The 23767-nt window shown below is 46.9% G+C and carries 20 protein-coding genes; 16 read left to right on the top strand and 4 right to left on the bottom strand.

Annotated features, from left to right (window positions below; all coding sequences use genetic code 11):
- Window positions 1-123: 123 nt before the first annotated feature.
- A complete protein-coding gene (sixA, locus tag L5L98_RS05295; protein ID WP_028761045.1) occupies window positions 124-594 on the top strand; it encodes a phosphohistidine phosphatase SixA in 471 nt (156 codons plus the stop codon).
- 99 nt (window positions 595-693) lie between these two features.
- Here sixA and smrB read toward each other — a convergent pair whose 3' ends face one another.
- Window positions 694-1224 carry an endonuclease SmrB gene (smrB, locus tag L5L98_RS05290; RefSeq protein ID WP_263139107.1) on the bottom strand — a complete coding sequence of 177 codons (531 nt, stop codon included), beginning with the start codon at window positions 1222-1224 and terminating at the stop codon, window positions 694-696.
- A gap of 80 nt (window positions 1225-1304) precedes the next feature.
- Between smrB and prmB the strand changes: the two genes are divergently transcribed.
- The 6 genes from prmB to L5L98_RS05260 all read left to right on the top strand — a co-directional run bounded on the left by prmB (window position 1305) and on the right by L5L98_RS05260 (window position 7002).
- Window positions 1305-2249 (top strand): 50S ribosomal protein L3 N(5)-glutamine methyltransferase, encoded by a 945-nt coding sequence (gene prmB, locus L5L98_RS05285; RefSeq protein ID WP_011788895.1) that lies wholly within the window; start codon window positions 1305-1307, stop codon window positions 2247-2249.
- Window positions 2250-2373: 124 nt separating this feature from the next.
- Window positions 2374-3468 carry a chorismate synthase gene (aroC, locus tag L5L98_RS05280; RefSeq protein WP_028761043.1) on the top strand — a complete coding sequence of 365 codons (1095 nt, stop codon included), beginning with the start codon at window positions 2374-2376 and terminating at the stop codon, window positions 3466-3468.
- 66 nt (window positions 3469-3534) lie between these two features.
- Window positions 3535-4710 (top strand): MFS transporter, encoded by a 1176-nt coding sequence (locus tag L5L98_RS05275; RefSeq protein ID WP_263139105.1) that lies wholly within the window; start codon window positions 3535-3537, stop codon window positions 4708-4710.
- 61 nt (window positions 4711-4771) lie between these two features.
- Entirely contained in the window at window positions 4772-5950 is a 1179-nt protein-coding gene (locus L5L98_RS05270; protein ID WP_131523505.1) for an ATP-NAD kinase family protein, read from the top strand.
- A gap of 4 nt (window positions 5951-5954) precedes the next feature.
- Window positions 5955-6239, top strand: coding sequence for a YfcL family protein (locus L5L98_RS05265; RefSeq protein ID WP_263139102.1), 285 nt, complete (start codon window positions 5955-5957; stop codon window positions 6237-6239).
- Entirely contained in the window at window positions 6229-7002 is a 774-nt protein-coding gene (locus tag L5L98_RS05260) for an RNA methyltransferase (protein ID WP_198572776.1), read from the top strand. Before L5L98_RS05265 ends, L5L98_RS05260 begins: the two co-directional genes overlap by 11 nt.
- Before the next feature lie 96 nt (window positions 7003-7098).
- Here L5L98_RS05260 and mnmC read toward each other — a convergent pair whose 3' ends face one another.
- Entirely contained in the window at window positions 7099-9141 is a 2043-nt protein-coding gene (gene mnmC / locus L5L98_RS05255; protein WP_263139099.1) for an FAD-dependent 5-carboxymethylaminomethyl-2-thiouridine(34) oxidoreductase MnmC, read from the bottom strand.
- Between the two features lie 138 nt (window positions 9142-9279).
- Here mnmC and fabB point away from each other — a divergent pair, with 138 nt between their 5' ends.
- The 9 genes from fabB (at window position 9280) to purF (ending at window position 21562) form a co-directional block, all read left to right on the top strand.
- Entirely contained in the window at window positions 9280-10491 is a 1212-nt protein-coding gene (fabB, locus tag L5L98_RS05250) for a beta-ketoacyl-ACP synthase I (RefSeq protein WP_168824238.1), read from the top strand.
- Between the two features lie 160 nt (window positions 10492-10651).
- On the top strand, window positions 10652-11782 hold the full coding sequence (locus L5L98_RS05245; protein ID WP_263139095.1) for a 4-phosphoerythronate dehydrogenase: 1131 nt from the start codon (window positions 10652-10654) through the stop codon (window positions 11780-11782).
- Between the two features lie 2 nt (window positions 11783-11784).
- Complete coding sequence (locus tag L5L98_RS05240) at window positions 11785-12801, top strand: aspartate-semialdehyde dehydrogenase (protein WP_263139092.1); 1017 nt, start codon at window positions 11785-11787, stop codon at window positions 12799-12801.
- A 177-nt stretch (window positions 12802-12978) separates the two neighbouring features.
- A complete protein-coding gene (locus tag L5L98_RS05235) occupies window positions 12979-16416 on the top strand; it encodes a FimV/HubP family polar landmark protein (RefSeq protein ID WP_263139089.1) in 3438 nt (1145 codons plus the stop codon).
- A gap of 102 nt (window positions 16417-16518) precedes the next feature.
- On the top strand, window positions 16519-17304 hold the full coding sequence (gene truA, locus L5L98_RS05230; RefSeq protein ID WP_028761033.1) for a tRNA pseudouridine(38-40) synthase TruA: 786 nt from the start codon (window positions 16519-16521) through the stop codon (window positions 17302-17304).
- A 44-nt stretch (window positions 17305-17348) separates the two neighbouring features.
- Window positions 17349-18620: a bifunctional tetrahydrofolate synthase/dihydrofolate synthase gene (folC, locus tag L5L98_RS05225; protein ID WP_263139085.1), complete on the top strand. Its 1272-nt coding sequence runs from the start codon at window positions 17349-17351 to the stop codon at window positions 18618-18620.
- Window positions 18613-19386, top strand: coding sequence for an SPOR domain-containing protein (locus L5L98_RS05220; RefSeq protein ID WP_028761031.1), 774 nt, complete (start codon window positions 18613-18615; stop codon window positions 19384-19386). The genes folC and L5L98_RS05220 overlap by 8 nt, the downstream gene beginning before the upstream one ends.
- 115 nt (window positions 19387-19501) lie before the next feature.
- Window positions 19502-19990 (top strand): CvpA family protein, encoded by a 489-nt coding sequence (locus L5L98_RS05215; protein ID WP_028761030.1) that lies wholly within the window; start codon window positions 19502-19504, stop codon window positions 19988-19990.
- A 57-nt stretch (window positions 19991-20047) separates the two neighbouring features.
- Entirely contained in the window at window positions 20048-21562 is a 1515-nt protein-coding gene (purF, locus tag L5L98_RS05210) for an amidophosphoribosyltransferase (RefSeq protein WP_028761029.1), read from the top strand.
- A gap of 126 nt (window positions 21563-21688) precedes the next feature.
- On the opposite strand, the gene L5L98_RS05205 is transcribed toward purF, so the two are convergent.
- Together L5L98_RS05205 and L5L98_RS05200 are read right to left on the bottom strand one after the other, a co-directional pair.
- Window positions 21689-23167 carry an alanine/glycine:cation symporter family protein gene (locus L5L98_RS05205; RefSeq protein WP_173244059.1) on the bottom strand — a complete coding sequence of 493 codons (1479 nt, stop codon included), beginning with the start codon at window positions 23165-23167 and terminating at the stop codon, window positions 21689-21691.
- A 267-nt stretch (window positions 23168-23434) separates the two neighbouring features.
- Entirely contained in the window at window positions 23435-23722 is a 288-nt protein-coding gene (locus L5L98_RS05200; protein WP_173244062.1) for a hypothetical protein, read from the bottom strand.
- Window positions 23723-23767: the final 45 nt, after the last annotated feature.

Below are 23767 nucleotides of genomic sequence, written 5' to 3'. Positions count from 1 at the left end.
TGGTTTTTAGCAAATATCTCTTGTGTTTATCGACTAAAGATTAAGTCTTGTGAGGTTTGTTGAAACGGATTTTAGGGCTACAATTGGGATAAAACAAAAACAAGTTTGAGTCGCGAGAGAAGTATGCAGCTATTTTTGATGAGACATGGTGACGCCGGATTTAATGCTCAGTCTGATAGAGACAGAACACTGACCGATGTTGGAAGGCACCATACTGTGTTGATGAGCAACTGGCTAGCTCGTAGTGTGGCTGATTTCGATCTTGTTTTAGTTAGTCCTTACTTACGAGCACAGCAAACGTGGCAGGAACTGAGTCAGCATTTTCCTGAGCCGCGTAAGTGGTTAGTCGCCGATGATCTTGTGCCTTCTGGCGATCCCGCCAATGTAGCCGCCTTGGTTGTGGCTTATGCTGAGTTATACAAGGCGGATAAAGTACTCGTGATTGCTCACATGCCGTTACTGGGCTACTTAGTCAGTGAGTTAGTGGCTGGCGTTGAGCCGCCATTATTCGCGACGTCAGGCATTACGCTCATTGATAAACATGCCGAGCAAGCCTCAATCGTGTGGCAGCACGCCCCGCATAGTATTAGCTAATCTAGGTTTATATCTCTTTTACAAAACAAACGGCCCACATTAAATGGGCCGTTTGTTTTCAGCTAAATAGGAAATGTTAAAGCCTAAGCCGATAGCGAGCTAACGTCTATGCGGTTGCTCACCAATATCAATCAGCACTAATAACGCCGCATCGCCGCCCCATTCTTTAGGGGCCTGATGGAAAGCCTTCACCATAGGATGCTGCACTAACCACATGGGAACTTGTTGTTTCAATATACCACTGCCATAACCATGCATAATGCAGCAGCACAGACTCTGTTGTTTGACGCAGGCTTGAATCAATGCTGCTAGCTCAAGTTTGGCTTCTGATTGGCGATAGCCGTGTAAATCCAGCAGTAAATCTGGCTGGTAATCGCCACGTCTGAGGCGTTTGAGTTCTAAACTGTCAACACCTTCTTCTAACCAACGCATCGGCCCTTGTACAGGCAGTAGTGGTTGATAAGTATCTGAGAAATAACTGTTAGCATGCAGTTGCTGCTCTTTCAGTTCTATTACCTGTTTGGTTTTTAAGGGCATGCGAAAGTGTCGCTTATTTTGGGTGATGGGTTTAATACCATCGATAAGCGCTGAGAACATCGCCAAGCCTTCTTTGTCGTCGTCTTTATTCATGGCGGGTATTCTATTGAATCCTATGAACTCTGAATAGAGTTCAGTTACAATGTTTGCGAACATACTAGCGGGAGCACGTTTTGGATAAGATCTTTGTAGATGAAGCTGTGACAGAATTACGTACTATTGGCGATATGTTACGTTGGGCCGTGAGCCGTTTTAACGATGCCAATGTGTATTATGGTCATGGTACTGATAATGCGTGGGATGAAGCCATCGCCTTAGTTTTCCATGCCTTACACTTACCCGAAGAAATCGGTCAGCAAGTGATTTTAAGTAACTTGACCAGCAGTGAAAAGCATAAAATTGTCGAGTTGATCATTCGTCGGGTGAGAGAGCGCTTACCTGTGCCTTACTTGACCAACAAAGCGCGTTTTGCTGGGCTTGAATTTTACGTCGATGAGCGCGTGTTAGTGCCACGTTCACCGATTGCCGAAATGATCGCTAATCGTTTTAGCCCTTGGTTATATAACAAGCCAGTTACACGTATTTTAGATTTATGTACTGGCAGCGCTTGTATCGCGATTGCCTGTGCCTATGAATTTGAAGACGCCGAAGTCGATGCGCTGGATATCAGCGAAGATGCCTTAGATGTGGCGCAAATCAATATCGAAACCTTAGGTGTGATGGACAGAGTATTCCCGATGCAATCGGATCTGTTTTCGGCCATTCCAGAAGGGCCTCAGTATGATTTGATTGTTTCAAACCCACCTTATGTGGATGCCGAAGACATTGGCGACATGCCAGATGAATATCACCATGAGCCTGCCATCGGTTTAGCCTCAGGTCGCGACGGGTTAGATTTAACCAAACGCATACTGGCCAATGCCGCGCAATACCTAACACCAACGGGTTTGCTCGTAGTCGAAGTCGGTAATTCTATGGTGCATTTGATTGAGCAGTTTCCAGAAGTGCCATTCACTTGGATTAACTTTGAAAATGGCGGCGATGGTGTATTTGTATTGACCCGCGATCAACTGGTCGAAAATCAGTCAGTGTTCGGCATTTATCGCGACGCACAATAGCCTAAGATAGCAAATTAGGTTGAGACTTTTCCCGCTGCCAGTTAGGCTTGCAGCGGGAAAATAAATTGTCCAGTACTCGCTGGGCGCGGAGCGATGAACAAATAACCTAAGGTGTACAAAGCGGATGTCTGGAAACAGTATTGGTCAAAATTTTGTAGTGACGACGTTTGGTGAGAGTCACGGTGTTGCACTGGGTTGCATTATTGATGGTTGCCCTCCTGGGCTTGAATTAACCGAAGCCGATATGCAGCATGATCTTGACCGCCGTCGTCCTGGGACATCCCGATATACCACGGCACGCCGTGAGCCCGATGAAGTGCGGATTTTATCCGGCGTCTTCGAAGGTAAAACTACGGGCACCTCGATTGGACTCTTGATTGAAAATACCGATCAACGCAGTCAAGATTACTCTAATATCAAAGATTTATTTCGCCCTGGGCACGCCGATTATACCTACCAGCAAAAGTACGGTATGCGTGACTACCGCGGTGGTGGCCGCTCTTCAGCCCGTGAAACTGCGATGCGGGTTGCGGCGGGTGCTGTGGCTAAAAAGTATTTAAAGCAAGTTCACGGTATCGAGATCTACGGCTATATGTCGCAGCTGGGTCCTATTTGTGCGCAGACCATTGATCTTGACCAAATCGAGCAAAATGCCTTTTTCTTCCCCGATGCTAGCAAGCTTGAAGCGCTCGATGAATACATGCGAGAGCTGAAAAAATCCGGTGACTCGATTGGCGCGAAAATCTCCGTTATCGCGACAGGTGTGCCAGTGGGTTTAGGTGAGCCAGTATTTGATAGACTCGATGCCGATATCGCCCACGCGCTGATGGGTATTAATGCCGTCAAAGGTGTTGAGATTGGTGATGGTTTTGGTGTCGTGACGCAAAAGGGCTCCGAAGGGCGTGACTTAATGTCGCCGCAAGGCTTTGAATCTAACCATGCGGGCGGTGTGCTCGGTGGGATTTCGTCGGGTCAGCCGATTATTGCCCATATTGCGTTAAAACCCACCTCCAGCATCAGCGTGCCAGGTCAAAGTATGACGGCACAAGGTGAAATGGCTGAAGTGGTCACTAAAGGTCGTCACGATCCTTGTGTTGGGATCCGCGCGGTACCGATTGCCGAAGCTATGCTTGCCATTGTGTTGATGGATCACTTGCTAAGACACAGAGCGCAAAATCAGGATGTGCGTAGTCATACGCCAGTGCTTGGTATGCGATAAGTCGCATGAAATAGCTGGTATGCGATAACGATACAATGAGTGGCATGAGATAAATGGAATGCGTTAATGTCAACTTCTTCTAGCACAAGCCGGCAATTGCGCTGGCTTTGTGCCTGCTATTTTTTCTTCTTTTCTATTCTCGGCACTATGGTCCCTTATCTTGGGGTCTTCTTCGAAAATCGCGGTTTTAATCCTCAAGAAATTGGCTTTTTACTCGCCATCCTGATGGCGACGCGCATCGTTGCGCCGAATGTGTGGGCTAAAGTGGCTGACCGAACGGGGATGCGTGCCGAGCTGATCAAAATGGGCGCAGGGGCCGCCGCGCTGGCGTATTTGAGTTTCTTCTACCATGGTGGTTTTGTGTATATGGCGCTGAGTTTGGCCTTATATACCTTCTTTTGGAATGCAATCCTCGCCCAGCTTGAAGTGATCACCTTAGAAACCTTAGGCGAGAATGCCAGCCGCTACGGTCAAATTCGCAGTTGGGGTAGTGTCGGTTATATTTGTCTTGTTGTCGGTGCGGGCTTTGCCATTGGTCAGTGGGGCACAGAAGTGCTGCCTTATATTGGTTTGTCATTATTTATTGGCATGTTAGCCAGTGCGTTGCCATTACCTGCAAATCGTTTAGTGCGTGACACCAGTCAAGTGCGGCCGCCATTGCAATGGAATCGGGCGATTATTTGGTTCTTAGTCTCGGCCATGTTGCTGCAAATGAGCGCGGGACCTTTCTACGGCTTCTTCGTCTTATATTTAAAGCAAGCAGGTTACTCCGAATCCTCGGCGGGCATATTTGTCGCCCTTGGCGCTATGGCCGAGATCGTGATGTTTATGTTCGCGCCGCGTTTACTCGGCCGCTATGGCGTGAATACCTTATTGATTGTCAGCATCGGCATGACTTGCTTGCGTTGGTTATTGGTTGCCTTTGGGGTAGATAGCGTGTTGTGGCTTGGTTTTAGCCAATTATTACATGCCTTTACCTTTGGCTTAACCCATGCGGCATCGATTCAATTTGTGCATAAACATTTCGATGCGAGTCACAGAAGCCAAGGTCAAGCCCTATACGCCAGTTTAAGTTTTGGGGTTGGCGGCGCGCTCGGTACTTGGATTTGCGGCTATATTTGGGGCGATGGTAGTGGGGCGGTTTGGTCTTGGGTATTTGCCGCAGTATGCGCCTTTGCCGCTATGCTGGCGGTATTCTTTATCCCTAAGGATAAACCGAGTGTTTCAGCCCATACGGCCTAGTCATATCCATTAAGATAAAAGTATAAAAAAAATCAAAAGATTGCGTTAAGTGAGGTAAAGGGTGATTCGGTTTCGTTTAGGGTTAGTTATCAATCCATTAGCTGGCTTAGGTGGCAGTGTTGGCCTTAAGGGCAGCGATGGCGTTGCTGAAGAAGCGCTCGCCTTAGGCGCTGAACCCAAAGCCGCCTTGCGTATGATGCAGGCCCTCGAGGTTATCCGTGATTATAGTGATGACATTGAAGTCATTACTGCTTCAGGCATCATGGGTGAAGACGCCGCTAAAACACTCGGTTTTACCACGCGAGTGGTGTATCAAACTCCGGATAAAACTCAGGCACTGGATACGCAGGCCGTTGTGCGTGCGCTGCTGGATGAACCGCTGGATTTACTCCTTTTTGCCGGTGGCGATGGCACGGCCCGCGATGTTTACTCCGTATTTGAACAAGCCACTATCGACGACAAACTCCCCGTACTCGGCGTGCCTGCTGGGGTGAAAATTCATTCCGGCGTTTACGGTATTACGCCCCATGCGTCTGGCATGGTGGTCAAGATGTTGCTCGATGGCGAACTTGTCAGTTTGATGTCCGCCGATGTGATGGATATCGACGAAGTGGCTTTTCGCCAAGGCACAGTGCGCGCTAAACGATTTGGTGAGCTCTTAGTGCCCGCCGAGCCGCGTTATGTACAAGCGGTGAAGATGGGCGGCAAGGAAGTCGATGAACTCGTGCTGGCCGATATCGCCGCCGATGTGATCAATCAAATGGAGGATGAATTGTACATCATGGGCTCTGGCAGTACGGTTGCCTTTGTGATGGAAGAGTTAGCTCTGGATAATACCCTACTCGGTGTTGATCTTATTCAAAATAAAAGTTTAGTCGGCAGTGACTTAACCGCGAATGAATTACTCGAACTGACCCAAGATAAGCCGACTAAGTTGGTGATTACCTTAATTGGTGGCCAAGGCCATATCTTAGGGCGTGGTAATCAACAGTTGTCGCCCGAGCTGATTCGGCGCATCGGAAAAGACAATATTATTATCCTTGCCACAAAAACTAAGCTAAAAGCACTTGATGGACGACCACTAATTGTGGATAGTGGCGACCCTAAATTAGATAGCGAGCTTGGCGGCTATTATAAAGTGACGACGGGCTACCATGATTACGTCATGTATCAGGTGGCCAATCCAGATTTATTGGTCGCAGCAGATGTGTCGGCCAATCCAGTATTAATGGAGAGTTAGACCCATGTTAGAGCATTACGAAGACGCATTAGAACAGTGGATCGCCAGCGTTGTTAGTCATGGTGATGACGATGCTTTGTTTGCCTGTGGCTACTTACAGGGCCATGTGGCCGTAGTGTTGTCACAATTGGAAGCACAGGGTGAAACGGATCTTGATGCTTTAATGCTAAAAATGACCGACTGTCTAGCACTCGCGCGCCAAGAATTAAACGATGCCGATTATGCCTTGGTTGAACAGGCATGGGCACAGCTGAAGGCAAAGATTATAGGCGAATTGGATGTTGCCTAGCTCCCAGCCGATGACTGACAACGAGCACGTGACTAATACCGAAGTAACGAGTGTAGAAATGCCGAGTGCTGAATTAGCCTGTGAGCAAACGCTCGATGCCAGCGCGGTATTTATCGGTTTAGTGAATCCTAAAACGCCCGTTAACGTCGGTGGCATTATGCGCGCATCGGGTTGTTATGGCGTCGATGGCGTATTTTACACTGGCAGGCGCTACGAGTTAGCCGCGCGTTCGGGTGCAGTGCAATACCATGTCGATACTAAAGATGCTGGCGAGCGCATTCCGCTCACTGGCGTCACTTCATTGTTAGCCGCGGTTCCGGCGGACACTCAGCTTATCTGTGTCGATTTGGTGGTGGGCGCGACGCCGCTGCCGGATTTTGTTCATCCCGCGAAAGCCTTTTATGTGTTTGGTCCTGAAGATGGCACCATTGGCCAAGAGATTATCGATAAAGCCGATGCCGTAGTGTATGTGCCTACGGTCGGGTGTATGAATCTTGCGGCTTCGGTCAATGTGTTGCTATACGACAGATTGGCTAAATCCCACCGTGAGGCTGCAAGCCTGACATCGAGCCTAGTATCTGGTCTACCTTCGAACTTAAGCGGCGATGCGCTCATCCGTCAGAGTCGTGATAACAACAATCGTACTCGGGTGAAAGGGCCCAGAGCGCCGCGAAAACCTCGACATGTTGAATCCAGTAGTGTCGGGTCTAGCAGCCTTGAACCTAGCAGCATTGATAACGCGATAGCCATCACAGCAGCTTAATTGGTTTAAAAATAACATTTTTAAAAAGGGATTAAGCCATGGCTTAATCCCTTTTTTATAGCGCTCAAAAACGTTATTTTTCTAGCGATTGATTGCCTAGAGCGCTTTGCCCTTGAGCAATTTTCGCAGCCACATACGATTAGGGTTGAGTTTACACAGAGTAGCTTTATCGAGTGGTATTGGCTCGCCGCAAAGCTGCGCCGCGAGACATTCGGCGGCCAATGGCCCAGAACTTAACCCCCGTGAGCCTAACCCACCGAGAATATACAGCCCTTGATGCACCGGCGCTGGCGTGGTTTGCCAGTAGTGACGACTCTCTTTCGTGAGTTGATGTTGCGCATAATCCTTAATAATTTGCGCCACATCGGGTGCGCAGCCCATCATAGGGAAATGATCCCGCGTCACCATACGCACGCCAACACGGGCATTGTTGCCACTCATGTCGATATCTTCAAGCCAAGGCTGATTGGGATAACTCTCGTGCATTTTGGCGAGGTTTTCTTGTTGCTCCTGCGGGCAAAAATCTAGATGCTTAGGTTCTTTAACGTAACTCGCGCCAAGGCAGTGGAGTCCTTCGTGACTCGGGGTTAAATAACCGTTGGCGCACAGCACAGTCGCGAGCTGACTCAATTGAAATTGAGCGGGCACATGGCTGACTTGGCCGCGAAAAGGGCTAATTTGTAATTTGTTGCTGGCATCAAATTGCGTGAGCGCTGCGCCATTGGCGAGCACAACTTGCGCAAAGGGGCCAAAGCGATGCTTAGCGGTGATTAAATACCAACCTTCACTTTGATGCTCAATTTCAAGGATCTCAGTCTCCAAATGGAGTTTGACCTCAGAAAGCTGCTGCGCTTTTTGTATTGCGGCTTCGGCATATTCGTAGGGACAAACCCAGCCAGCCAGCGGATAGAAAAAGCCTGATTTGTCAATATTAATGTTCGCAAGAGAATTAGCCTGCTGCGCATCGACTCGATAGGCAATTTCACTTGGCCAGTTCTGGCTTTGAATAATTTTATCGAGTCGTAATTGGCTGCGTTCATCGTGGGCAGTTTGCAATACCCCGCAAAAATCATGGGAAATCGGCGTTTGATTTGGGGCGGGGACAGATGTCAGCGCCTGTACTCGACGGCGGCTAAATAAAAATGCCTGCTGGAAGAAGCGGCTTAATTCATCATTTTCCGGTGTCAGCAGTGGATAAATCGCTCCTTGGCGGTTGCCCGAGGCGCCTTGGCCAAGCTTGGCATCTTTACAAAAGAGCTGCGTACTTTGGCCGCGTTCCGCCAAAGACAGCACCAAATGCGCCGAGGCTAACCCGCCGCCTATGATGGCAATCGAGCTGGGCGGCACCGAGGGTAAGATTGCAGCCATAGGATTAAAGGCATAGGCTTTAGCGTCTTGCTGGCGTAAGACGTGGCGCTCGTGTAACAAAATGGCATCAGGCTGATGGTTTGTCTGTATTGCAGCGCAGGTAAAATCCCTCTCCTCAAAGCCGCAGGCTTGGAAACGGCTCACAGGAGTTTCGCTTAATCCGCTTGATTCGTTTAATCCAATAGTTGCCACAGTGGCGCCATCGTCACTGAGTTTTGCCATCTGCCAATGGATCTGCTGATTTAACCCATTTTGTAGATGGGGCAATACCAGCCAGTGCTGAACGGGGTGAAGCGGAGAATGGATGAGTGAACAGAGCTGGGATTGAATATCACCAAAGTGCAGGTCGATTGTGATACGACCATCATCAAAAATTAATCTCTGACAACCTATAATAGCCGTCGGCTCTGTATGAAGTAAGCGTTGGGCAAGTGGCTCAAGTTCAGGCACTTTGGTTAAACAGGCGGATTGATCCCAAAGTAATTTAAGTTCGTAAGCATTAATCGGATTGGGTTCGAATACGTTAAGGAGTAATCGTTGGTTAGGGTTCGTCTGAGTGCGCCACCAAGATAAGAGTTCAAGCCCGTTACCTAAACCAATTTGCCCTAATACTAAGAGTTTTTGCTGTGAATGAGCCTCAAATACCCGCTGCTGATAAATGCTCAATTTGCTGAGATAGTGTGCATCAGTGTGAGCTGTTGCGGGATAAAGGTTGATTAATTGCGGGTAATCGCGCTTAATTTGGCAAGGTTTATTGGGCTCTGCAGTCAAAGAAATTTACTCTCGGTCTCATAATTGGCATTATTTTACTCGCCTTTATGGAAAGCTGACCACTTAATTGAGTCAAAACAGATACTATTGGCTCAGCGAAAAGTAGGTACTGACATGTACACAATGGATAGCAATAAAATGAAAAGAGTCGTGATCACCGGAATGGGTGTTGTTTCAAGTATCGGTAATAACAAGCAAGAAGTGACCGAGTCACTGAAAGCGGGCCGCAGTGGTATTACGCATTCAGCTCAGTTTGAAGAGATGCAATTACGTAGCCATGTATGGGGTGACATCAAGTTAAACCCTGCTGAGCATATCGATCGTAAGGCATTGCGTTTTATGGGTGATGCGGCAGCTTATGCCTACATTGCTATGCAAGAAGCGGTTGCCGATGCCAATTTAACTGAAGAGCAGTATTCAGATCCGCGCGTAGGTTTGATTGTGGGTACAGGCGGCGCATCATCGTCTAACCAAGTACAATCTGCCGATACATTGCGTGAAAAAGGCGTTAAACGCGTAGGTCCGTATATTGTGCCTCGCATCATGTCGAGCACGGCCAGCGCTTGTTTAGCCACGCCATTTAAAATTAAAGGCATGAATTATTCTATCAGTTCAGCCTGTGCAACCAGCGCCCACTGTATTGGTCACGCCGTTGAACTTATCCAAATGGGTAAGCAAGACATGGTGTTTGCCGGTGGTGCTGAAGAAGTGGATTGGACACTGACCATGGGCTTCGACGCTATGGGCGCACTGTCAACCAAGTACAATGCCACACCCGAAAAAGCCTCTCGTACCTATGATGCAGACCGTGATGGTTTTGTGATTTCTGGCGGCGGCGGTATTTTAGTGGTTGAAGAGTTAGAGCATGCTCTGGCTCGCGGCGCAAAAATTTACGCTGAAGTGATTGGTTATGGCGCGTCTTCAGACGGTTATGACATGGTGGCGCCATCGGGTGAAGGCGCTGTGCGTTGTATGCAAATGGCGATGATGGATGTCGATACCCCAATCGATTACATCAACACTCACGGCACTTCAACGCCAGTGGGCGACGTGCGTGAATTAGAAGCGCTACGTGAAGTTTTCAAAGACAAGTGCCCACCGATTGCATCGACTAAGTCTATGACAGGTCATGCATTAGGCGCCGCAGGCGTACATGAAGCGATTTACAGCTTAATCATGATGGAAAACAGCTTTATTGCCCCAAGCATCAATATCGAAAATCTGGACGAAGCGGCGAAAGATATGCCTATCGTGCGTGAGTATCGTGATGCTGAGCTGACTACAGTCATGAGTAACAGCTTTGGTTTTGGCGGTACAAACGCCACGTTAGTGATGCGCAAATTCAAATAAGTTTGTTTATCAAACACGATAGAAGGGAAGCTTAGGCTTCCCTTTTTTATGGGCGTTTTTTGTAAACCTGTTGCATCGACAAGGATTTATCCCATTAGTCTTGTTAGAATACCGAGCATCTTGATGCCTTCCATTCCCACTTTTTTTAGATCAGGTGCCCATGAAGATTTTAGTCGATGAAAATATGCCCTATGTTGAACCGCTATTTGGCGATCTCGGGGAAATTATTCCTGTTAATGGCCGCACGTTAACCGCAGCGCAAGTGCGCGATGCCGATGTGTTATTAGTGCGCTCAGTCACCAAAGTGAATGCCGAGTTGCTCTCGGACAATCATCAACTGAAGTTTGTCGGCAGTGCCACTATAGGCACAGATCATGTGGATTTAGCCTACCTTGCCGAGCGTAATATCCCCTTCTCTAATGCGCCAGGTTGCAATGCGACTGCGGTTGGGGAGTTTGCTTTTATCGCTATGCTGGAGTTGGCGCAGCGCTTTAATTCGCCGCTTAAGGGCAAGGTCGTCGGCATAGTGGGCGCGGGTAACACTGGCACTGCAACGGCAAAATGTTTGCAAGCCTATGGTATTAAAGTACTGCTTAACGATCCCATTAAAGCTGCAGAGGGCGATCCGCGTAGTTTTGTGAGCTTAGAAACCATCATGGCGCAGGCCGATATCATCAGTTTGCATGTGCCCATCACGCGAACGGGAGAGCATAAAACCAAACATTTATTCGATGAGGCGCACTTAAAGGCGCTCAAACCCAATACTTGGTTAGTGAATTGCTGCCGCGGTGATGTGATAGATAACAAAGCACTTATCAGAGTTAAACGCCAGCGTGATGATCTTAAACTTGTACTCGATGTGTGGGAAGGCGAGCCAACACCGATGCCTGAACTGGTGCCACTGGCTGAATTTGCCACGCCGCATATTGCAGGTTACAGCTTAGAAGGTAAGGCGCGCGGCACTTTTATGCTCTATCAAAAGCTGTGTCAGTTACTTAATATTGCTGCCGATAAAAGTCTGCTGGATCTCTTGCCAAGCTTTAACATTAAGGCGGTCGAACTTGCGACCGCGCCGAATGAAAAAGCGTTATTACAGCTCGCGCGTTTTGTCTATGATTTGCGCGATGATGACAAGATGTTCAGAAATACATTCTTAAATGAGAATGGCTTCGACACTATGAGAAAAAATCACCAACATAGACGCGAATTTAGTGTATTGGCGCTGGCTTATGACGGTCAATCTGAGGTAGATTGGTTGTCCAATTTAGGTTTTTCAGGAGTCGGTCAGTAGCTATGTCACAGGAATTTAATGTTGTCGTTTTAGGTGCATCGGGCGCAGTGGGTCAAACTATGATAGAGATCCTCGAAGAGCGTAATTTCCCGGTTGCCAATTTGTACCCTTTAGCCAGTAGCCGCAGCGCCGGTGAAACGGTCAGCTTTCATGGCAAACAAATTACCATTCTCGACGTAGAAACCTTCGATTGGACCCAAGCTCAAATTGGTTTCTTTTCTGCAGGTGGTGATGTTTCCGCCCAATGGGCACCGATTGCCGCTGAAGCAGGCTGTGTTGTGATTGATAACACCTCTCACTTTAGATACGACATCGATATTCCTTTGGTTGTACCTGAAGTGAATCCGCATGCTATCGCTGATTTCCGCAATCGCAATATCATTGCTAACCCAAATTGCTCAACGATTCAAATGCTGGTGGCACTTAAGCCTATTTATGATGCCTATGGTATCAGCCGCATTAATGTGGCAACGTACCAGTCAGTATCGGGCACAGGTAAAAAAGCCATTGAAGAATTAGCGCATCAGTGCACTAAATTACTGCAAGGTTTACCTGCTGACGCTGAAGTCTATCCAAAACAAATTGCTTTTAACGTATTGCCACAAATCGATAAATTTATGGATAACGGCTATACCAAAGAAGAAATGAAAATGGTCTGGGAAACCCAGAAGATTTTCGGTGACGATGAGATTTTAGTGAATGCGACCGCCGTACGTGTGCCTGTGTTTTATGGTCACTCAGAAGCCATTAATATCGAAACTCGTCAGCCTGTTGATGCCGAAGACGTTAAAGCTTTACTGCGTAATGCCGAAGGAGTGGTATTGTTTGAATCCGATGATGATTATCCAACAGCAGTGACAGATGCCGCAGGAACCGATCCGGTTTATGTGGGTCGCATTCGTAAGGATATTTCTCATTCTCACGGGATTAATTTGTGGGTCGTGTCAGACAATATTCGTAAAGGTGCAGCCTTGAACAGTGTGCAAATTGCCGAGATCTTAGTGAGAGATTATTACTAAGCATTAGATTGCATTTGATGCCCATTGAAAAGCCTGCTGTCAGCAGGCTTTTTTTGTTTTACAATTGTGAACAGTAGCAGGGCGGGGATTTCTGGTTTATAGTAATCTCAATAAATACAATTGCCTAAAGCCTGTTATCAGTGAGATAACTTTATAGCGCTTCAAAGGGAAGGATTGATGAAATTTCGCACTTCGTATCTTGTGGGTCTAATGGCCACTGTTTTAGCTGTTTCTTCTACCGCTTATTTTATTGAACCCGCCGTTGCTGCAGATACACCAAGATTAAAACCCTTAAAAATCATGGGGCCAGACGGACAGATCCGTCAAGTTAACCATCAATATGGTCCAACGACATCGAAAGACACTTTTTGGAGCATAGCGCAAAAAGTCCGTCCTGATGCCAGTGTTAGCGTCTATCAGGTGATGGCCGCCTTATACGATGCTAACCCTCATGCGTTTAACTCTGCCAGTTATAACAGTTTAGAACGCGGTATGATCCTGCTCATTCCGTCTAAAGAAGTCATGCTGTCGATCCCCAATCGTATGGCGATAGCCAGAGCAGAGCAAAGTGATAGACAATCTCGGGCTCCGGCGAAAGCAGCATCTAAACCGCCAGCTAAGGTGACGACAGCAAAAGCGCCAGTCACGGCTCCTGCGGTGATTGTTGAAACGAAAGTGACACCACCTAAAGCGGTTGTTGAAACACCTGTTCCAGAAAAGCCCAAGATGCTGAGTTCAGATGTGACGGCGCGGTTAGAAGCGGCAGAAAGCAAAAATCTGTCATTAACCGATGAATTAGCCCGCACTCAAGATCAACTGTCAGTGCGCACTTCAGATGTTGAAGCGCTAAAAGTTAAAGTTGAAGAATTAAATCAACGGATTGCTGTGCTGGAAGAAACACTTCAAGCCAGTAAACTACAAAACCAAGCCTTGAAAGCCGAAGTTGAAGCTGCGCAAGTGCCAGAGACGACAGCTGTTGAAGCTGAAGTAGAGGCAGAGGCACCGATTGAGCCCGATGACTTGTGGCGCAATATCCTTAATAGTCCTGTGTTATTGATTGCCGCGGCTGTGATCCCTGCCTTGTTCTTACTGCTTGCTGTGTTCTGGTTCCTGCGCCGTAAACGCAATAAAGAACGTCGTGAAATGCAGACACAAGAAGCGGTTATGGCCGCCAGTGCCGCTGGGATTGCAGGTACCGCCATCATGGATATGGATGATGACGATTTAGACGATATGGCGGTACATTTAGATTCTGATCATGCGGACTCCATCGATAGTCTTCTTGATATGGGCAGTGTCGATTTACAACCTGAGCAAGATTTGACTGACTCCCACGATCAGATGGATATCGCGTCAGAGATGTTTGTCGATCCCGGTACGACTGCCGAACCTGAGGTTGAAGACGAAGGGCAATCTCTTGATGATCTGTGGGCCGAAGCCATGGGCGATCAGGAAGAGGATATTGTTGAGGAGAAACCTAAATCTGGCAATATTCTTGAGGAAGCCGATCTTGATGCACTATTAGCGGGCCTAGGTTCTGACGACAGCACTTCTGAAGACAGCACCGAAGCCGAAGAGGATTTAAGTGAATTAGAGCGTAACTTTGCGAACGATTTAGCTCAAGAAGATGACAGTAATGATGTTACTTCTAAGCTGAATGATGTTGAAGTCGCAGACACTAAACCTGCCGATGAAGCCATCGCGGATGACGATGATCTTGATGCATTACTTGCCGAGTTTAGTGTTCCTGCAGAAGATACTGAGATTGCACAAGCGCCTGCACCAGACGTTGTTGCGTCTGATGATGAAGATCTCAGTGCTGCCATCGCGGCAGAACTCGGTGATGAGCTAGATGATGAACTTAGCGGAGAAGACATTGATGATATCGATGCCTTATTAGCTGATTTCGATAAACCAACGCCAGCCGCTGAACCTGAAGTCGAGCCTGATCTTGGCGCTGAAATTGCTGCTGAACTAGATGCGGAGCTTAATGAACTGGGCGTAGAAGACACCGATGACATCGATGCCCTGTTAGCCGATTTCGATAAACCAGTAGAACCTGAAGTTGAACCTGATCTCGGTGCTGAAATTGCCGCAGAGCTAGACACTGAGCTTAATGAACTGGGCGTAGAAGATACCGACGACATTGACGCCCTGTTAGCCGATTTCGATAAACCAGCAGAACCTGAAGTTGAACCCGACCTCGGCGCTGAAATTGCCGCAGAGTTAAACGCTGAGCTTGATGAGCTGGGTGTGGAAGATACCGATGATATTGATGCTCTGTTAGCGGATTTTGATAAACCGACGCCAGCGGTTGAACCTGAAGTCGAGCCCGATATTCGTGCTGAAATTGCCGCTGAGTTAGACGATGAGCTTAATGAATTAGGCGTAGAAGAATCCGATGATATTGATTCACTACTGGCGAGTTTTGATGCTGAGCCTGAACTCAAAGTCGATGCCGAAGATGATGATATCAGTGCAGAAATCGCAGCAGAATTAGAAGCTTCGTTACCGGAAGACATAAAAGGTGAAGCGTCAGGTGATGATGATTTAGATGCACTCTTAGCTGAGTTTGATGTGCCGGAGCAATTGGATGCCGATGAAGATGAATTCGACTTCGATATGGAAACGGCGCAGCTCGATTCAGAAGACAATTCAGTTGACGAAGATAATTTACTTAAAGGCATTGGTGCGGCTCACTCTATCGATGGCACCGATGATACTTTTACATTAGTCGAGGAATTGAGTGACGATAACGACGCAGATGTATTAGCGACGGCCGCAGTCACTTTGGCCGCTGCTGCAGCCGCGGCCAGTGTTAAAGAAAAAGAATCTTCTTTCTTTAATGATTTAAAAGCCAATAAGAGCAAAGATCCCCATGTGCTCGATTGGGACTCAGAGCTAGATTTTGCGCCTAAGGCTAAGCCTGCGGCAACGCAAGCAGATGTAACGGCTAATGATGTTGAGCCTAACAAAGATGCCACAGCGGTCGATTATGCTTCTCAAGAGAAGCCCATTAAGGCTACGCGTAACGATATTGATTTTAGTGAAGATTTTAAACTTGATATCAAAGAAGACGCGGATGATTTGGACCTTGAGCAAGGGCTAGACTTAAGTGACGATAATGTGCTCGCCGCTTTTACAGCCAATACAGATTATGACGATGAAGATGTGTTGACGTCGGAAGACAGTTTCTCTCTGGTCGATGATCATAATCTTACCGTCGATGAAGCCTTGGCTGCACTCGATGCCCAGGAGTCGCGAAAAGCGCAGAAAAAGTTTGTTCCTGACCATGATTTAACCAGTTTTCAAAATGAAAACGGTTTTATCGACATCGACAAGTTGCTGAATGATGCCGATGAAGAGGGGGCTGATACCGATTTGTATTCGGAAGTTGACGTTGAGATGAGTGATGTCGGTGCCTTAATCGGTGATGCCGCGATGATCGATGTTGATGATGAAGAAAACTCAGTCAACGCTAAGCTGGATTTAGCGCGTGCTTATATCGAAATTGACGACAGCGACAGTGCGAAAGCCCTGCTCAAAGAAGTGCAAATTGACGGTAACGAGCGCCAGCAGGATGAAGCTGGACGTTTGCTCAAAGAGATTAGTTAATCCCGGTTGAGAGTGTTTCAATCTAACGGCGCCTTCAGCGCCGTTTTTTTTATGGGCTGCTGTGATAAAATGCGCCGCTAAATCAATTGTGAGGATAAGTGGATGCGGATTGCATTAGGTATTGAATATGACGGTAATGGTTATTTTGGCTGGCAACGTCAGGCCGAAGTCGATTCAGTACAAGGGCAATTAGAACGGGCGTTATCGATAGTGGCCAATGAGCCTATCGGCGTCTTCTGCGCTGGCCGTACCGATGCGGGCGTGCATGCCACAGGCCAAGTGGTCCATTTTGAAACCAATGCTATTCGTAATGAAGGCGCATGGACCTTAGGGGTGAATGCTAATTTGCCCGACAATATTGCCGTTCGTTGGGTCAAAGAAGTCGACGACAGTTTCCATGCGCGCTTTTCGGCCACCGCCAGACGCTACCGCTATGTGATTTATAATCACACTTTTCGGCCTGGGATTTTACGCCATGGTGTAAGCCATTATCACGGCAATATCGATGCTGACAAAATGCACCAAGCGGCACAGGCACTCTTGGGTGAGCAGGATTTTACCAGCTTTCGCGCTGTCCAGTGTCAGTCGAAAACACCGTTTCGTAATGTGCATTGCGTTAATGTCACGCGCCAAGGTATGTATGTGATTGTTGATATCGCTGCGAATGCTTTCTTGCATCACATGGTGCGCAATATTGTCGGTTCATTGTTAGAAATCGGTCTAGGTAATCAGCCACTGACTTGGATGGGCGATTTGCTCGCGTTAAAAGACAGAAACCAAGCCGCAGCAACGGCTAAACCCCATGGACTCTATTTAGTTGATGTGACTTATCCAGAACAATATCAATTACCTAAGCTCGCCCTTGGGCCATTATTCATGTTGGATTGAAAAGATCTTATTTGAGAGATAATCGAATACGAGGATATACGGACATGCTTACAGTACCAGCGTCAAATGCAGCATTGGAACAGTGGTTGGATTATTTGCTATCTATACATCCAATCGAAATCGATATGGGGTTAACCCGTGTCTCTAAGGTCGCGCAAACCCTTGGTCTTTTGGATTTAGGTCAAACCAAGATAGTGACAGTGGCGGGGACGAACGGCAAAGGCACCACCTGCGCCATGCTCGAAAATATTCTGCGCTTATCGGGTTTGACTGTGGGCGTATACAGTTCGCCACACATGCTGAAGTACAACGAGCGAGTGCGTATCAATGGTAGCGATGTCAGTGATAGCGGTTTTGTTACGGCATTTGAGCAAATTGAAGCCGCGCGCGGCGATATTTCTCTGACCTTTTTTGAGTACGCTACGCTTGCAGGCTTGATACTCTTTAAAACCGCTCAGCTTGATGTGGTTATCTTAGAAGTCGGTTTAGGTGGACGGTTAGATGCCACCAATATTATCGATGCCGACATTAGCGTACTGACGTCGGTCGATTTAGACCATGAAAGTTATCTCGGTAATACCCGTGAGCTTGTGGGCCGTGAAAAGGCGGGCATTTTCCGCCGTGGTAAACCTGCCATTGTCGGTGAACCCAACTTGCCACACACTGTCAATGATGTCGCCAATGAGGTTGGCGCCATCTTGTATCGCGTCGGTAACGAATTCAGTTATCAAGCCCATGGCAATCTGTGGGATTTTCAAGGTCAAGTGCTCAAACTGCACGATTTAGCGTTACCAACTTTGCCATTACCTAATGCGGCGACTGTATTGGCAGTGATTGAGCAGGGCTGGCCGGATATCACGCCTTCAATTATTGCTGAGGGTATTAGCACGGCTCGGTTAACGGGTCGATTAGAGCGGGTGAGTGAGCAGCCGTTAGTGTTACTCGATGTTGCCCATAATCCCCATGCGGCGCGGTTTTTGGTACAACAGTTAGCGCCAATCGTTGTGGGTAAGCGCGTGTTCGCCCTTTGCGGCATGCTGAAGGATAAAGATATTGCAGGTGTGTTGCCTGTGATCAATCCACTGATCGACACTTGGTATTTGGTCAGTCTGCACGGTGAGCGTGGCGCGAGTTCGGCCATGCTACGCAAAACATTAGCCACTGAGGCTGCTGCATTTGAGTTTGAGGACATATCTGAGGCTTGGTCTGCATTAAAAGCGCAAATTAACCCAGATGATGTGGTAATTGTGTTTGGCTCCTTTTACACTGTGGCAGGTTTTAAGTCTCAATTTATGCAGGAAGTCAGTTTTGTCTAGCCAGTTTCATAATCGTTTAGTCGGCACTGTGGTGCTGGTTGCGCTTGGGGTAATTTTTTTGCCGGATATTTTGGATGGCAAAAAAGATCGCCAAGAAGAGCAGTTTTCCGAAATTCCTTTGCGCCCGACCGTGATTGAGCAGCAAAAAGCCGACGATGATATGTTTGAAGTCTTGTCAGCCGAGGATGCTGCCGCGCTGAATGGGACTGAGGTCGCCTTAGCCGAAATGCCAGTTAATGCTGACAATGAAAAGTCTGCCGTTGCGCCAGTAATCGAAGTCGCAAAGCAAGATGTTAAGAAAGACGTTAAGCCTGATGTTAAAAAAGCAGAGCCTAAGCCTGAAACGAAACCTGAAGCTAAAAAAGAGCCGCCTAAAGCCACTGTAAAAACTGAGCCGGCTAAAAAAGCGGACGCTAAAGCGACTACTGTGGCTAAGGCTGAAAAGCCTAAAGCAGAAACGCCCAAAGCCAGTGCAGCCAAAGAGGATGCCGTTAAAGTGGTCAGCCGTGACAGCTTGAAAAGTGGCTTTACCTTGCAGCTTGGCAGTTTTAACAACGCAACGAATGTTAAAGCCTTGGTTGCACAGCTGCGTAAGAGTGGTTTTAAAGCGTACACTATTCCTGAAAACCCTAAAGATGGCGTATTAACTAAAGTGTTTGTCGGACCCGATGTGTCTGAGGCAAAGCTGAAGAAAGTACAAGTTGAGGTGGAAAACCTTACACGTCTCAAGGGCTGGATTGTTCCTTTTAATCCCTTAGAATCTTAATGGTGATACAACACTCGAGACTGAAAATGATTTATTTACCTCACTAGGGGTGAGAATCGTTTCAGTCTCTGGTAGAATCGCGCCGTCTTAAAGCCCATGTCGGAAAGCCATCTCAATGGTTTGGATTGATTACGCTATCATATTCGTCATCGGATTATCGACTCTTATCAGTCTGATCCGTGGATTTGCCAAAGAAGCCATGTCCTTAGTGGTATGGTTTGCGGCTTTCTTTGTTGCCAGCCAATTTTACCAAGATCTTGCCGTTCACTTAACACAAATGAACGATGAGATGCTGCGTAATGGCGTTTCTATTGCCATCCTCTTTATTACCACTTTGGTACTCGGTGCCTTAGTTAACTATATTCTCGGACAACTTGTTGTCAAAACCGGATTATCTGGCACTGACAGGCTTTTGGGCTTGTGCTTCGGTGCTATTCGAGGCGCGCTTATTGTGAGCGCCTTGTTGTTTTTCATGGATGCTTTTACAGGCTCTCCCAACTCCCAATGGTGGAAAGATTCTGTGCTAGTACCCGAATTTGGCGTTGTTATTCAATGGTTTTTTGACTATTTGGAAAATACCTCCAGCTTTGTACCCAAACTATAAGAAAGAAAATAAAATAATCCTAAGTGATAGAACATCTTACAATGAGGAAGCTTACCCATGTGTGGTATCGTCGGAATAGTTGGCCAATCATCGGTTAATCAGACCATTTATGATGCACTGACAGTGTTGCAGCACAGAGGTCAGGATGCGGCAGGTATTGTGACCATTGATCGTGGTGCTTTCAGACTACGTAAAGCCAATGGTTTGGTTAAAGACGTTTTTGAAGTCAAACATATGCAACGCCTACAAGGTAATGCTGGTATTGGCCATGTGCGTTATCCAACTGCGGGCAGTTCAAGCGCATCTGAAGCGCAGCCTTTCTATGTTAACTCGCCATTTGGGATCTCATTAGCCCATAACGGTAACTTAACCAACACAGTCGAATTAGCCGAAGGACTGATCAAAAAGCGTCGTCATGTTAACACCACTTCGGATTCTGAAGTCTTGTTAAACCTGTTGGCCGACGAACTGCAAAAAACCACGAGTTTAACCCTGACGTCGGAAGAAGTGTTCGATGCGGTCGCTAACGTACACCAACAAGCTCGTGGCGCCTACGCGGTTGTTGCCATGATTATTGGTCAAGGCTTAGTTGCGTTCCGTGACCCATTTGGTATTCGTCCTTTAGTATTAGGTAAGCACGAAACCGCCACTGGCACTGAATACATGGTGGCTTCTGAAAGCGTGGCACTCGATGCTGTTGGCTTTGAAGTGATGCGTGATGTGGCACCGGGTGAAGCGATTTATGTTTCAATTGACGGTCAGCTGTATACCCGTCAATGTGCAGCCGAGCCTAGCTATGCACCTTGTATCTTCGAATTCGTCTATTTTGCCCGTCCAGATTCGACGATCGACAAAGTGTCTGTATATGCAAGTCGCGTCAACATGGGCGCTAAGCTTGGCGAGAAGATTAAGAAAGAATGGTACGATCACGATATCGACGTGGTTATTCCTATTCCTGAAACCTCTTGCGATATCGCGCTGGAGATTGCCCGTTGCATGGACTTACCGTACCGCCAAGGTTTTGTGAAAAACCGTTATATTGGCCGTACCTTCATCATGCCTGGTCAACAGGAGCGTAAGAAGTCAGTGCGTCGTAAGTTGAATGCGATTAACACTGAGTTCAAAGGCAAAAATGTCTTGCTGGTGGACGACTCTATCGTTCGCGGTACGACCTCAGAGCAAATCATCGAAATGGCCCGTGAAGCAGGTGCTAAGAAAGTGTACTTTGCCTCTGCCGCACCGGAAATTCGTTTCCCGAACGTGTACGGTATTGACATGCCAACGTCGAATGAGCTTATTGCACACGGTCGTGATGCCGATGAAATCGCCAAGTTAATTGGTGCTGATGGCATTATTTTCCAAGACTTACCCGATTTAATTGAAGCGGTAAGAATGGAGAATCCTGCAATTAAACGTTTCGAAACGTCCGTATTTGATGGTCACTACATCACGAACGACGTTGACCAAGCGTATTTAGATCACTTGACGCAACTGCGTAATGATGATGCTAAAGCCGATCGAAATAAAGATATCGGCACTAACTTAGAGCTGCATAACGTCTGTCACCCATAAAGATTGTGGGTCATTCAGTATCGTAAATTTTGTGTTATTTTTGTTCTAAACGATACAAAAAAGCCAGTGAGAAATCACTGGCTTTTTAATGGCTTATATTTGCTTAACGGATCATCGTGATAACGTCTACGTATTTATGCGTTGTGTTGTTTCAGTCATTACATTTTCTTCAGCGTGTTTACGTTCAACCCAGTAATCCGCATTTTTAATACCCAGTTTTACCGGGTCAAAAAGTGGCTCTATGCCGAGTGCTTGCTGTGATTCATAATCTTTTAGGCAAGTGAATGCGGTTTTCCTTAATAGAATAATGGCAATAATATTGAGCCATGCCATGAGTCCAACACCAATGTCACCCATTCCCCAAGCCATATCAGCCGTTTTAACTGTGCCGTATACGGTTGAGCCAATGATCACGACTTTGAGAACGACCATGAACCAAGGATGATTTACTTTACGGTTGATATAGGCAATGTTGGTCTCGGCAATGTAGTAATAAGCCACTATGGTCGTAAAGGCGAAGAAGAAGAGTGCGATAGCCACAAAGATATTGCCAAATCCTGGCATCATACTTTCCATTGCCGTTTGTACGTAGCCTGGTCCTGCAGCGACTCCGGCAATGCCGGTATAGAGCGCCGCACCGTCTGGGCCCTGAACATTATACAGTCCTGTAATAAGCAGCATGAAACCAGTTGCAGAGCAAACGAATAAGGTGTCGATATACACAGAAAAAGCTTGAACTAACCCTTGTTTGGCTGGATGGCTTACCGCCGCTGCAGATGAGGCATGTGGCGCTGTACCTTGACCCGCTTCGTTGGAGTAAATACCCCGCTTTACCCCCCACATGATGGCTAAGCCTAAAATGGCACCAAAACCCGCATCAAAGCCAAAGGCACTTTTGATAATTAACCATAAAATACCCGGTAGCTGGCCAATATTTAGCGCTATGATGACACAAGCCACTATGATGTAACCCAGTGCCATAAAGGGGACGACGGCACTGGCAAAGTGAGCGATACGTTTTACACCGCCAAAAATGATAAAGCCAAGAAGCATAGCCAGTATGGCTGCAGTCACATTAGGATCTATGTTGAAAGCGGTTTTTAAACTTGAACCTATCGAGTTAGCTTGTACGCCCGGCAGCAGGATCCCGCAAGCAAATATGGTCGCAATTGCAAATACCCATGCATACCATTTCATGCCTAAGCCTTTTTCAATATAAAAAGCAGGCCCACCACGATACTCGCCATTGATTTTTTCTTTATAGACTTGACCTAAGGTAGATTCAACGAAGGCGGAGCTGGCACCGAGAAAGGCAACCATCCACATCCAAAATAAAGCGCCAGGACCACCAAAGGTGATTGCTGTGGCGACCCCTGCAATGTTACCTGTACCGACTCGACCCGCTAATGTCATCGCGAGTGCTTGAAAAGACGACACTCCCGCATCAGTACTCTTACCATCAAACATCAGGCGGATCATTTCTGGCAGATGGCGCAGCTGTAAAAATCGAGTGCGAAGGGAGAAATAGAGCCCGACACCTAGGCAAAGAAAAATAAGTGCAGGGCTCCAAATTACACTATTGATCGCGTTGACAATCTCATTCATAGACTCCGATTCCTTTATTGTGTTGTTTTAGCAGAGTTTTTAGGTTTACGGTTATTCAACAGATGTTGAGTTAGGACATTCACTTTTGATTAAGACATTTTTTGTAAATATCCAAGATACTCAACATAACTATTTTTTAGGGAGCTTCATAGTTAAAATGTTAAATATTTGAAATCAATGTGTTTTGAAATTGAGTTTTAGCATGGATAAATAGAGCAGAGGGGCGAGTTAACTCGAAATACGGTAGTGATTTATTATGAATGTCAGTTATCCCATTACCCAAAGTAGCATCCACACGCCGAATAAGCTGCTTAAGCTATGGCGCGTGATTTGATGGCTGAGTAATAGAGATAAACTCACAGCAATAGGAATGACGAGAATGAATCCCCATGCTAACGGCATATCGATGATTTTCATTTGTCCCAGCCAGGTACTGGTGAGCATGCTTAATGCGAGTAACATTAAGCTATGGAATATCAATAACTGATTGAATCTTAATATTAATGCTGGAGTTATTGTCATTGCTTGTCGCGCATTTATTGCAAATTGTCTCATAGTTACTCCTTAGTCATTTAATGTATCTTATGCCTTGTTGAGAAT

It is taken from the genome of Shewanella sp. SM23 (genome assembly GCF_025654295.1).
Lineage (GTDB): Bacteria > Pseudomonadota > Gammaproteobacteria > Enterobacterales > Shewanellaceae > Shewanella > Shewanella oncorhynchi.
This window is presented reverse-complemented; position numbering and strand designations above follow the sequence as displayed.